General features: G+C 68.5%; 11 protein-coding genes. 2 read left to right on the forward strand and 9 right to left on the reverse strand.

What is annotated here, in order from left to right; all coding sequences use genetic code 11:
• Positions 1–107: 107 nt before the first annotated feature.
• The 8 genes from rseP to EJJ38_RS08965 form a co-directional block, all read right to left on the reverse strand.
• The gene (rseP, locus tag EJJ38_RS08930) at positions 108–1,253 is read right to left on the reverse strand and encodes an RIP metalloprotease RseP (protein WP_127089722.1); all 1,146 of its coding nucleotides are present in this window, start codon (positions 1,251–1,253) and stop codon (positions 108–110) included.
• 111 nt (positions 1,254–1,364) lie between these two features.
• A complete protein-coding gene (gene dxr, locus EJJ38_RS08935; protein ID WP_127089723.1) occupies positions 1,365–2,549 on the reverse strand; it encodes a 1-deoxy-D-xylulose-5-phosphate reductoisomerase in 1,185 nt (394 codons plus the stop codon).
• A 10-nt stretch (positions 2,550–2,559) separates the two neighbouring features.
• On the reverse strand, positions 2,560–3,369 hold the full coding sequence (locus tag EJJ38_RS08940) for a phosphatidate cytidylyltransferase (protein ID WP_127089724.1): 810 nt from the start codon (positions 3,367–3,369) through the stop codon (positions 2,560–2,562).
• Positions 3,366–4,136 (reverse strand): isoprenyl transferase, encoded by a 771-nt coding sequence (locus EJJ38_RS08945; protein ID WP_127089725.1) that lies wholly within the window; start codon positions 4,134–4,136, stop codon positions 3,366–3,368. The genes EJJ38_RS08940 and EJJ38_RS08945 overlap by 4 nt, the downstream gene beginning before the upstream one ends.
• Before the next feature lie 37 nt (positions 4,137–4,173).
• Positions 4,174–4,737: a ribosome recycling factor gene (gene frr / locus EJJ38_RS08950; protein ID WP_127089726.1), complete on the reverse strand. Its 564-nt coding sequence runs from the start codon at positions 4,735–4,737 to the stop codon at positions 4,174–4,176.
• Between the two features lie 75 nt (positions 4,738–4,812).
• On the reverse strand, positions 4,813–5,529 hold the full coding sequence (pyrH, locus tag EJJ38_RS08955; protein ID WP_127089727.1) for a UMP kinase: 717 nt from the start codon (positions 5,527–5,529) through the stop codon (positions 4,813–4,815).
• A gap of 17 nt (positions 5,530–5,546) precedes the next feature.
• Positions 5,547–6,470 (reverse strand): translation elongation factor Ts, encoded by a 924-nt coding sequence (tsf, locus tag EJJ38_RS08960; protein ID WP_127089728.1) that lies wholly within the window; start codon positions 6,468–6,470, stop codon positions 5,547–5,549.
• 104 nt (positions 6,471–6,574) lie between these two features.
• Positions 6,575–7,579, reverse strand: a complete 1,005-nt coding sequence (locus EJJ38_RS08965; protein WP_127089729.1) for a 30S ribosomal protein S2 — start codon at positions 7,577–7,579, stop codon at positions 6,575–6,577.
• Between the two features lie 283 nt (positions 7,580–7,862).
• Here EJJ38_RS08965 and EJJ38_RS08970 point away from each other — a divergent pair, with 283 nt between their 5' ends.
• Together EJJ38_RS08970 and EJJ38_RS08975 are read left to right on the forward strand one after the other, a co-directional pair.
• A complete protein-coding gene (locus EJJ38_RS08970) occupies positions 7,863–10,691 on the forward strand; it encodes a DUF4114 domain-containing protein (protein ID WP_127089730.1) in 2,829 nt (942 codons plus the stop codon).
• Positions 10,692–10,840: 149 nt separating this feature from the next.
• Positions 10,841–11,674, forward strand: a complete 834-nt coding sequence (locus EJJ38_RS08975; RefSeq protein WP_127089731.1) for a crotonase/enoyl-CoA hydratase family protein — start codon at positions 10,841–10,843, stop codon at positions 11,672–11,674.
• A gap of 69 nt (positions 11,675–11,743) precedes the next feature.
• Here EJJ38_RS08975 and gcvA read toward each other — a convergent pair whose 3' ends face one another.
• Positions 11,744–12,619: a transcriptional regulator GcvA gene (gcvA, locus tag EJJ38_RS08980; protein ID WP_127089732.1), complete on the reverse strand. Its 876-nt coding sequence runs from the start codon at positions 12,617–12,619 to the stop codon at positions 11,744–11,746.

Genomic DNA, 12,619 nt, shown 5'->3' on the forward strand with positions numbered 1-12,619 from the left:
GAATACCCGCTTTTGAGGCCACTGCAAACGTCTGACGCCACAGTGGCTTCCGCTTTTCGCCTCACCGTGGCCTCAACGCCACGACAAGACGGCAATCATTGAAACACTTACATGGTCGCCAGATGGAACACGTCGTTCCAGGTGGCGAACACCATCAGCATCAGGACAATGGCCAGCCCTATGCGGAAGCCGATGTCCTGCGTGCGCGGACTCAGAGGCCGTCCCCTCACCGCCTCCACAGCGTAAAACAGGAGATGGCCGCCATCCAAGAGCGGGATGGGAAAGAGGTTAAGCAATCCGATAGACACCGACAGGACCGCCGCCAGCGACAGAAGCGCACCGATTCCATGGGTCGCCACCTGGCCGGAAACCTGGGCGATGCGGATCGGGCCACCCAGTTGGTCGGGTGATTCCCGTCCCGTGACGAGGCCGCCCAGATAATCGAAGGTGCGGGCCACCACGAACCACGTCTCCTGCGCCCCCAGCGTCACCGCCTCAACCGGCCCGTAGCGGCGTGTCGCCACGTCCGAAGGGGCAAGCGAGCGGGAAATGCCCAGAAGGCCGAGGCGATGGACGTTGCCGAAGGCGTCCTTCATCTCGCGCAGCTCGGGCGTGGCGGAGAGCGTCGTCTCCACCCCGCCCCGCTCCACGCGGAAGGTGAGCGGCGTGCCGGCATTGGAGCCGACCACGCGCTGCATGTCGGAGAAGCTTTCCACAGGGGCGCCGTCGATGCTGAGCACGAGGTCGCCCGGCTGGAAGCCGGCCCGCTCCGCGGCGCTGGCGGGGTTCACCTGATCCACGCGCGGCGCCGTCACCTGCCGGCCGAACACCATGAACACCATGGCGAAGATGACGATGGCGAGGATGAAATTGGCGATGGGCCCGGCCGCGACGATGGCGGCGCGCCACGCCAGAGGCTGGAAGAAGAAGCTCTCGCGCCGTTCCTGCGGCGACATCTGCGCGAGGCGGGCTTTGTCGGGGGTGCTGGCGGCGTCCTCGTCCCCGTAGAATCGCACATAGCCGCCGAGCGGAACCGCCGAGAGGCGCCAGCGCGTGCCGTGCTTGTCGTTGAAGCCGCACAGTTCGGGGCCGAATCCCAGCGAGAAGGTCAGAACCCGCACACCGGCCCGGCGCGCCACCCAGAAATGTCCCAGCTCATGGAAGAACACCACCAGGGTCAGGACGAACAGGAACGGGATGATGTACCCCAGAAGAGACGATCCCCACGTTCCAAGACCCGACAAAACGTCCATCGATTCGTCCTCTTTGTCCGTCCGGGAGCGCATGTGCCCGCCCGGCGTGACCACGGCTGACGCTAAGGCAGGACGCGGTCGCCCGCCAGTCCCGCCACAACCCACCCGGAATTAAGATGCCTTTGCGGCAAACTTAGGCAGCAGCGACACGGCCACGCGGCGCGCTTCGCCATCGAGAGCCAGGGCCTGCTCCAGCGAATCGGGCGCCCCAGCCGCCGGCAGGCGGCCGAGCGTCTCCTCCACGATGGCGGCGATGCCCATGAGGCCGGTGCGCCCTTCCAGGAAGGCCGCGACCGCCACCTCATTGGCGCCGTTCAGGATGGTGGGCGCGCTGCCCCCCTGCTCCATGGCCGCGATGGCGAGCCGCAAGGCGGGGAATCGGTCGAGGTCGGGCGCCTCAAAGGTGAGCCGGCCCACCTTGGCGAGGTCGAGGCGCCGGCAATTGGTCTCGATGCGCGCGGGATAGCTGAGGCAATGGGCGATGGGCACGCACATGTCGGGCATGGCGAGCCCCGCCACCACCGATCCGTCGCGGAAGGCCACGAGGCCGTGCACCACCGATTCCGGATGCACCACCGCTTCCAGCCGGTCCGGCGGAAGGGCGAACAGGTGGTGGGCCTCGATGAGTTCCAGGCCCTTGTTCATGAGGGTGGCGGAATCGATGGTGATCTTCGCGCCCATGGACCAGTTGGGATGGCGCAGCGCGTCCTTCGCCGTGGCGCGGGAAATCTCGTCCCGGCTCGCGAGGCGGAAGGGGCCGCCGGACGCGGTGATGGTCACCTTCTCCACATCCGCGCGGGGCGCGGCGGAGAGCGCCTGGAAGATGGCGTTGTGCTCGCTGTCCATGGGCAGCAGCTCGGTGCCCGTGCGCTCCGCCTCGGCCATGAAGAAGGCACCGGCCGCGACGAGGCATTCCTTGTTGGCCAGCGCCACGCGGCGCCCTGCCCCGAAGGCGGCCACCGTGGGCACGAGGCCCGCAATGCCGGATATGGCGCCCACCACGATGTCGGCGGGGCGGCGGGCGGCGTCGAGCACCGCCTCGGGGCCCGCGCCGTTCTCGATGCCGCTGCCGGCCAGAAGCTCGGCGAGGCGCGCGCCCTGGCGCGCATCGGCGATGGCGGCGAATTCAGCGCCGGTCTCCCGGGCCTGGGCGGCCAGCGCCTCCGCATCGCGTCCGCCCACCAGCGCCACCACGCGGAAGCGCTCGGGGGCCTGCGCCACCAGCTTGAGCGCGCTGCGGCCGACGGAGCCGGTGGAGCCGAGAAGAGTGAGGCTGCGAGGGGTCAGGCTGCTCATGAGCGCCCTCCTACCACAGCAGGAGCCCCGACGCAGGCGCTTCCAGGCTGCGCGCGAGGCCGACCGCCAGCGCGATGAGCGCCGCCGCGGTAAAACCGTCCAGCCGGTCCAGCACGCCGCCATGGCCGGGAATGAGCTGGCCCGCATCCTTCACGCCGAAGGCGCGCTTGAAGGCCGATTCCGCCAGATCCCCGAGCTGACCCGCAATGCTCAGCACGAGGCCCAGTCCGATCACCGCCGGGCCGATGCGCAGCCCGAACGCCAGCAGCAGGGCGCAGCCGGCAAGCGTGCCGATCATGGCGCCGCCGATGGCGCCGGACCATGTCTTGTTGGGGGACAGGCGGGGCCACAGCTTGGCGCCGCCCAGCATGCGGCCGACGAAATAGGCGCCGATATCGGTGCACCAGACGATGGCATAGAGGAACAGAATCGCCACCAGCCCGATCTGGTCCTCGCCCCGCAGGATCACCACCGGGATACTGGCGGCGGCCGCCACCAGGATGCCCATGGCGGACGCGCGGCGCGTGCCGCACACCAGCGCCCCCACGAGCGCGCCCACCAGAAGCACCAGGACGGCAATGGTCCCCTGCCCCAGGGCAAGAGCCGCCAGGGCCGCGCAGATGGCGGCAAGGCCCAAGGCGAGATAGGCCCACGGCCGGGACAGCCGCGCCACATGGCTCCATTCGTGGAGAACAGCGGTGGAGGCGACCAGCCAGAGCAGGACGAAGGCCCATCCGCCCCACACCGTGATGCCCAGCACCACGGGAATCATGATGAGGGCGGAAACGGTACGCCGCGCGAGATCCGGGCCGATGGTCACGAGCGGGCGCTGCCCACCTGGGCGGTGACGCCGCCGAACCGGCGCTCGCGCCGGGCGAACTCGTCGATCGCCCCCTGCAGGGCGGCCTGGTCGAAATCCGGCCAATGGATGGGCAGGAAGACGAACTCGGAATAGGCCGCCTGCCACAGGAGGAAATTGGAGAGGCGCTGCTCGCCGCTGGTGCGCACGATCAACTCCGGGTCGGGAATGCCGGCGGTGTCGAGATGGGCGCTGATGCGCTCGATGGTGACATCCTCGGGCTTCAGCCGCCCGGCGGCCACCTCGGCGGCGAGCTTGGCGGCGGCGGAGGCGATCTCCTGCCGCGAGCCGTAATTGAACGCCACGTTGAGGGTGAGGCCGGTATTGTCGCGGGTGAGGTTCTCCGCCTCGTCCAGCAGCAGCACGATCTCCTTCGGCAGCGAGGTCCGCTCGCCGATGATGCGCACCCGCACATTGTGGCCGTGCAGTTCCGCCAGATCGTGGCGCACGAACCGCTTCAGCAGGCCCATCAGCTCCGAGACCTCCTGGGCGGGGCGCGACCAGTTCTCGGAGGAGAAGCTGTAGATGGTGAGATAGCGGATGCCCATCTCGCGGGCGGCGCGCACGCAGCGGCGCAGCGCCTCCACGCCCCGTCGATGGCCCTCGAAGCGCGGCAGGTTGCGCGCCGTGGCCCAGCGTCCGTTCCCGTCCATGATGACGCCGATATGGACGGGAACGCAGGCGGGAGCCACCGCCTTCGTTGCTGAGGCTCCCTCGCGCGTGGCCATGTCGTTATCCCCCCGAGCTTTCTCCCGACAGACCCTCTCAGACCGAGAGGATCTCCTTTTCCTTGTGGGCCAGGGCCTGATCCACCTCGGCGATGGTCTCATCGGTGGCCTTCTGGACCTGGGTGGACATGCGCTCCACATCGTCGGAGCCCATGTCGCCGTCCTTCTCCAGCTTCTTGAGGAGGTCCATGCCGTCGCGGCGGACATGGCGGACGGACACGCGGGCCGCCTCGGCATATTTATGGGCGACCTTCACCATCTCCTGGCGCCGCTCCTGGTTCAGCTCGGGAATGCGGATGCGCATCACCTGGCCTTCCGTGGCGGGGTTGAGGCCGAGATTGCTGTCGCGGATCGCCCGCTCCACGGCGTTCACCATGCCGCGGTCCCACACCTGCACGGAGAGCATGCGGGGCTCGGGCACGGAGACGGTGGCCACCTGGTTGAGCGGCATGTGGGTGCCATAGGCGTCCACCTGGATGGGCTCCAGCAGGCTCGCCGAGGCGCGCCCGGTGCGCAGGCCGCCCAGTTCCGTCTTGAGAACGCCGACGGCGCCCTGCATGCGGCGCTTGAGATCGGCAAGATCGAATCCGTCCACGGACATGTCAGACCTCTAATCTTGTTCGCGCCGCTCCGTGTCCGGCTCGGCGGGCGCCGTCCGGCGCATGGGCAGTGAAGTTCAGGGGGCGACCACGGTGACGCGGCCCTCTCCCTTGGCGGCCGCGACGATCGCTCCCGGCTCCCGGATCGAAAACACGATTATCGGCAACGCCGCTTCACGGGCAAGCGCGAACGCCGCCGCGTCCATGACCTTTAGGTCATAGGCGAGCGCCTGGTCGTGCGTGAGCCGCTCATAGCGGGTGGCCGTGGGATCGGTCTTCGGGTCGGCGGTGTAGACGCCGTCCACATTGGTGGCCTTGAGCACCGCGTCGCAATCCAGCTCCGCCGCGCGCAGCACCGCCCCGGTATCGGTGGTGAAGTAGGGATTTCCCGTGCCGCCCGCGAGCAGGACGATACGTCCGCGCCGCAGGTGGCGCGTGGCCGGCTGGCGGGCATAGGGCTCGCAGACCGTGGGCATGGGAATGGCCGACATGGTGCGGGCCGGCTCGCCCGCCGCCTCGACCGCCTGCTCCAGGGCAAGGCAGTTCATGACGGTGGCGAGCATGCCCATATGGTCGGCCGTGGCGCGGTTGAGATCCTCGCCCGCGACGCGGGCGCCGCGCAGGATGTTGCCGCCGCCCACCACCACCGCCACCTCGCAGCCGAGCGCACGCACGGCCACGAGATCACGGGCGATGCGGGCGACCGTCGGCGGGTGAAGGCCGAACGGCTCGGGTCCCATCAAGGCCTCGCCGGAGACCTTGATCAGGATCCTGGGATAGGGAAGGTCGCTCATGCTCCTCCCCTCCCCGTTCAGGACTGGCCCGCCGCGGCGGCCACTTCCGCCGCGAAGTCCGTCTCTTCCTTCTCGATGCCCTCGCCCAGGACGAAGCGCACGAAGGCCTTGATCTTGATGGGCGCGCCCACCGAGCCTTCATTCTCCTTCAGCACCTGCGAGACGGACTTGGAGCCGTCATGCACGAAGGGCTGCTCCAGCAGGGTCACTTCCTTGAAGAAGGTCTTGATGCCGCTCTCGGCGATCTTGTCCTGCACGTTGGCCGGCTTGCCCTGGTGCTTCTCCAGGAGAATGGCCTTCTCGCGGGCGATGGTCTCGGCCGGCACCTCGGAGGCGTCCAGCGCGACCGGGCTCAGCGCCGCAACATGCATGGCGATCTGGCGGCCGAGCACGGAGAGCTTCTCCACGTCGCCGGCCGATTCCAGCGCCACGAGCACGCCGATGCGGCCCATGCCGTCAGCAACCGCACCATGGACGTAGGACGCGATCACGCCCTTCTCCACGGAGAGCTTCACCGAGCGGCGCAGGTTCATGTTCTCGCCGATGGTGGCGATGAGCGAGGCGAGGCGCTCCTTCACGGTCACGCTCGCGCCCGGGAAATGGGCGTCGGCGATGGCCTCGACGGTGCCGTCCGTGTTGAGGCCGATCTTGGCGGTCTCGCGCACGAAAGCCTGGAAGTCCACGTTGCGGGCGACGAAGTCGGTCTCGGCATTCACCTCGACGGCCACGGCGTAGTGACCGGAGGATTCCACCGCCACGAGGCCCTCGGCGGCGGTGCGGCCGGCCTTCTTGGCGGCCTTGGCGAGGCCCTTCTTGCGCAGCCAGTCGATGGCAGCCTCGATGTCGCCGTTGGTCTCGGTGAGGGCGGTCTTGCAGTCCATCATGCCGGCGCCAGTCTTGTCGCGCAGCTCCTTCACCAGTCCTGCCGTGATCGCGGCCATTGTCCTAATCCTTCTTCTTCTCGCACCACGGCCGGCTGCGGGTGTCCCGAGCCGGCCGCCGGGGCGGATGCCCCTACTTCACAAAGTCCAGGTCCGCGGGAGGATCACTCCACCTCGGCGGACGCCTCCTTGGCCTGGGCGACCCAGCCGTCCACGCGGCCGGGAAGGCCCACTTCCTCGCCGATCAGGTGCGCATCGTGGGCATCGAGCCCGGCGACCTGGTCGAGGTGGAAGATGCCGAGCTCGTTGAGCTTCTGCTCGATCTCGGGGCTCACGCCAGCGAGCTTCTTGAGATCGTCGGCCACGCCGCGCGGGCCGGACAGGGGCTCCAGCGACGTCCAGATGCTGACTTCCTCGACCGGCACGTCGGCGAGCAGCGGGGCCTCGGCCTCGCCCAGATCACCGAAATCGCCGGCGCCGCGCGAGATGCCGTCGATGGCGGCGCGGGCGACGAGGTCGCAATAGAGCTGGATGGCGCGGCCGGCATCGTCATTGCCGGGAACCGGGAAGGCGATGCCGTCCGGATCGCAATTGGTGTCGAGGATGGCCGCCACCGGGATGCCGAGGCGCTGGGCCTCCTTCACGGCGATGTCTTCCTTGTTCGTGTCGATCACGAACAGCAAATCGGGCAGGCCGCCCATGTCGCGGATGCCGCCGAGAGCGCGCTCGAGCTTGTCCTTCTCACGGGACAGGGTCAGGCGCTCCTTCTTGGTGTAGCCGGAGCCCAGCTCGGGACCCGCCAGCATCTCTTCCAGCTTCTTCAGCCGGGCGATGGAGTTGGAGATGGTCTTCCAGTTGGTGAGCATGCCGCCGAGCCAGCGGGAGTTCACGAAATACTGGGCGGAGCGGCGGGCGGCGTCGGCCACCTGGTCCTGCGCCTGGCGCTTGGTGCCGACGAACAGCACGCGGCCGCCATTGGCGACCGTGTCGGACACGGCCTGCAGCGCGCGATGCAGCGCGGGCACGGTCTGCGACAGGTCGAGAATGTGGATGTTGTTGCGGACGCCGAAGATGTACGGAGCCATCTTGGGGTTCCAGCGGTGGGACTGGTGGCCGAAGTGAACGCCAGCTTCAAGCAGCTGACGCATCGAATAATCGGGAAGCGCCATTTCAGTTATCTCCGGTTGAGCCTCCGCGGACGTACCCGCGCCCCATGGGACGACAGGCACCGGATGGCCGATTTCGGCCGAATGTCCGCGTGCGGAATGGCGCGGCTTATAGGCGAAGGGCCTTCAAGAGGCAAGGCCACACGCGCCCTCCTCTCCCAACCGTGTGCAACACGGCGCGCGGCCTCGCCGGGCGGGGCGCTAATCGCCTGTCAACATGAACAAATTGAAATGTTCATTTGTGGCGAAACGGAGTCATAGTGCCGGCACTTCCGGGGGGACGATCATGGCCGAGCTTGCCAATTCCACATATCTCGACTTCACGAGCACGGGCACGCTGCCCGCATCCGTCACCAATGTGGCGGATGCCTATCAGCTCACCGGCGTCGGGCCGGCCACCACCGGGCTCGTGGTCGGGATCATCCTGGAACGCGCCAACGATCCCGCCACGCTGCTGAGCAGCGACTGGGGCACGCGCCAGGCGACGCTGGCGCAGATGGAAGCCGACGGCACCCTGTGGAGCACGTTCGGCGCCGACGCCGCCACCTTCGCCTCCGTGCAGTCCACGCTGCAGGGCATGGGCCTCACCATCGTGGGGGATGCGAGCGGCGCCAACGGCTATGTGACCTCGGCCGAGTCCCGCACCATCTGGGTGGAGCTGGACCCCACCGATTTCGCGACGCTGTTCGGCACCACGCTCATGGTGGGCCAGTCCGCCAATCTCGGGCAGGTGCTGTACTGGGACGGGAATCTCAACCTGCCCGATTCCATCTCCGGCTCCCTGGCCGGTCTCTGGCCGGACTTCCCCATCAACGCGGCGACGGCGAACCTCACCGACGCGACCGTCACCTTGCCGCAGGGCGCGCAGGGCCAGGGCAATTCGAGCGGCGACATCACCCAGCTGTTCCCGCAGGATATCGCCGCCGCCTACAATTTCCCCCTCAGCGGCACGAGCGTCGAGACCGGCACGCTCGGCATCATCGAGCCCTATGTGGGCGACGCGGTCACCGACATCGCCACCTACGGCACGTTCGAGGAACGGGTGAATGCCTATCTCCAGACGGCCGGGGTGAACGCCACGGCGGACTTCTACGTCAGCAATCGCGAGAACCAGTATTACGAAGGCGATGCGGCCGGGGAGCGCTCCCTCGACGTGGCCGTGGTGAGCACGGTGGTGCCCAACAGCCGGTTCGGCCTCTATGTGGGCTCGTCCGGCACGGTCTATACCGCCTACCAGACCGCCATCTGGGACACGGCGAACAATCCCGGCGTCCTCTCCTCCTCCTGGAGCGACGGCCACGCCTTCTCGGCCGATTCCCCGTTCGCCGTGGCCTATCGCGAGCTGTTCGTGGATGCGGCCCTGCGTGGCGTCTCGGTGTTCAACGATGCCTATGACGGCGGCTCGGGCAACGAGACCGAAACCGGGCTCACCAATCTGTTCGCGGCCAGCATGAGCGCCTACACCATGGTGGTGGGCGGGACCTCGCTCTCCACGGTCGCCAGCGCCGACGTGGACGTGACCCTCTCGGACGTGATCGCCTCCGCCCAGGCCGGCAATCTCGGCACCATCTGGCAATTGGTGCGGGGTGGGCTGACCCAGTGGTCGTCCAGCCTCTCCGACCAGAGCGTCTTCATCGAGACGGCGTGGAACCAGTACATTCTGGACGGCACCGCCCTCTCGCCCAGCTATGTGGAGAATGCCGCCACTTCGGGAGGTGTGGACACCACACAACCCACACCGGGATACCAGTCCGACTATGGCCTCACCCCCACCACCGTCAATCCCGGCGGCGGGACGGGGCGCGGGGCGCCGGACGTAGCAGCGAATGCCGGCGGCAACATGGAATACACGGTGCCGGACGAGAACATGCGGAACACGGTCGGGTCCGGCGGCACCAGCGCGGCCACCCCGCTCTGGGCCAGCCTCGCCACCCAGATCAACGCCGTGTTCCAGGACCAGGGCCTGCCCACCCTCGGCTACAGCAACGACCTCTATTACATCGCCTCCGCCATCGCCCCGGCGTCGTTCAACGACATCACCATGGGCAACAACATCTCCAGCTACATCAGCGGCACCGATTATCAGGTGGAGAAGGACGGCACCGTCTTCAGCATCTCCGCCACCGGCTACGGCTATGAGGCCACCGAGGGCTACGACCTCGTGTCCGGCCTCGGCACGCCCAACGGCGTGCTGCTGACCCGGGCGCTGTCCACCATCGCGCACTCCCAGCTTTATTACGATCTGGCGCCGGTGCTGGAGAATGACGCGGGCATCTGGGGCGCGGACGGAACCCAGAACCTCATCTTCCAATCCAGCTTCTCCAGCGCCGAAAGCTGGATGGTGGACTTCGGCGACGCCTCCATGACCCTGTCCGGTGGCGCGAGCGGCACCTTCGCCTGGACCGCCGCGCTCGCCCAGCAGAGCCTGCAGTCAGGCTTCTCCGCGGACCTCGTCACCATGTTCGACGGCTATGCCCAGGGGCAGGTCTACCAGACCACGGTGAATGCGGGCACGGACCTGTCCATCACGGTGGGCGGCGCGGCCACGGGCGCGTACCAGTCCGCGCTCACGGCCGATTACGGCTTCATGGACTTCGTCACCGCATCCGGCGCTTCCGTGGAAGTGGCGCGCTCGGTGGCCACCGCCACCACCGCCTCGGGCCTCGACGACATGGATGTGGTGGTGCGCCTGCGCCAGAACGGCGTCAATGACGTGTCCGTCCTGTTCTATCAGGTGGACGATTATGCCGGGACCATCAACGGCCTCAATCCCGGCGATGCGGGCTATGCGGCGGCGGCCGCCGCGCGCGGCTACGAGACCTCCGAGGGAAGTTCGCTCTCGGGCGACGGCTATGGCGCCTACAAGGAAGGGCGGATCCTGGATGTGGATGCGGGCGACCTCATCGCCATGCAGCTCACCAGCAACGGCAACACCTTCTGGGCCTTCTCCCAGGCGAACGAGCAGGTGAACGGCCAGGGCGTCGCCCATCTGTGGAGCTACGGCCTCAACACCTGGGGCTGGGAAGACCTCCATGGCGGCGGCGACCGGGACTATAACGACCTGATCGTTCAGCTCGACTTCACCAGCGCATCCGGCAGCGGCTGGCTGCTCTGAGCCTAAAGCCGCGCGGCGGCTGCGTGCCCCTCGGGGCGGGCTCCGGCCCGCCTCGCATGAGTACCGCTCACCTCAAGATGCGGATTTCCCGTTTGTCCGCACAGGCCCGGCGGGGCGAGCCTGACCTTCTCATATCCGAGGAGGTCGCAATGCCCCGTCCCGCCGCCCGCTTGTCCCGCCCGCTCCCCGCCGCCGCGCCCGAGGCGCCGCCCGTTCTGTGCGCGGTCAGCGAGGGCGTAGCCACGCTCACCCTCAACCGCCCGCACAAGCTGAACGCCATCAGCTACGGCCTCGCCGACGCGCTCATGACCTGGCTCGACGCGCTGGAGACGCAGGCCGAGGTGCGCGCCGTCATCCTTACGGGCGCGGGCGAGCGTGCCTTTTCGGCGGGGGCGGACATTCCCGAATTCTCGCGCAGCGTCGCGCGGGGCGTGGATGCGGCGCTCCAGGATTTCGTGCGGCGCGGACAGGCGCTGACCGCGCGCATCGAATCCTTCCCGAAGCCCGTCATCGCGGCGGTGAACGGGCTGGCCTTCGGCGGCGGCTGCGAGATCACGGAGGCCGCGCCCCTCGCCATCGCCAGCGACACCGCCCTGTTCGCCAAGCCCGAGATTTTGCTCGCCATGCCCCCCACCTTCGGCGGCACCCAGCGCCTGCCGCGCCTTGCGGGGCGCAAGCGGGCGCTGGAGCATCTTCTGACGGGCGACAGCTTCTCCGCCCAGCGCGCGCTGGAGCTGGGCCTGATCAATGCCGTGGTGCCCGCCGCCGACCTCCTGCCCGCCGCCCATGCGCTCGCCCACCGCATCACCCGGAATTCGCCTTTGGCGGTCACTGCCATCCTCAATGCGGTGACACGGGGCATCAACGTGCCCATCGCGGAGGGGCTGCTGATGGAGGCGGACCAGTTCGCCCGGCTGGTGCCCCTGAAGGAGCTAAAAGCGGGCCTCGACGCCTGGTGCAACCGGCAGGCCAGCGCCGCCTGAAACGTCCTATCTCTCTGTTTTTCCGCGTTTCCGTCACGCGAACCGCTTCACACGTCGCTCGGAAACGCTTTAGGCGGCGAGTTCCGCTCGCAGCCAGTCGCGGAAGGCCTGGGCTTCCGGGCGCAGCGTGTCGGGATCGGTCACCAGCCAATAGCCGGTCTCGGCAGCGACCGCCGGTTCCAGAACGGAGCAGAGGCGGCCCGCCGCGAGATCCCGCTCCACCAGGGGCAAGCGCCCCAGCGCCACGCCCTGCCCCCGCGCCGCCGCCTCCCAGGCCATCTGGAGGGTGTCGAAGCGGGGGCCGCGCGTGACGTCGAGGCCGGACGCCCCGCGCGCCCGCGCCCAGGCGCCCCAATCCTCCGCCACGCCCACCACATGCAGGAGCGGCACGTCCGCAAGGTCGCCGGGCGTTTGCAGAGAGGGCACCAAGGACGGCGCGCAGACGGGGACGAGGCGCTCGCGCACCAGCAGGTCGCAATCCACGCCCGTCCACCCGCCCGTGCCCATGCGGATGGCCACGTCCACGCCGTCCCGCTGCAAATCCATGAGGCGGCGGCTGGTGTCCAGCGTCACCTCGATATCGCCATGCCGGTCGCGGAAGCGATCGAGGGCCGGAACCAGCCAGCACAGCGCGAAGGTGGGCGCGGCGCTCACCACCAGATGCCCGGCGGGCCGCCGCCCCGGCAGGTCGCGCGTCGCCCGCGCCAGATGGGCGAGCGCCGTGCGCACCTCCGGCAGGTAGCTTTCGCCCGCGCCGGTCAAGGCGAGGCTGCGGTGCCCGCGCACGAACAGGGGCACGCCCAGCCAGTCCTCCAGCCCCTGCACCGCATGGCTCACGGCGCTGGGCGTCACGTTCAGTTCCTGCGCCGCTGCCTTGAAGGACAGATGCCGCCCCGCCGCCTCGAACAGGCGCAGCGCGTTGAGCGGCGGCAGGCGATAGACCAT

Source organism: Aquabacter cavernae (assembly GCF_003993795.1).
GTDB classification, from domain to species: Bacteria; Pseudomonadota; Alphaproteobacteria; order Rhizobiales; family Xanthobacteraceae; genus Aquabacter; species Aquabacter cavernae.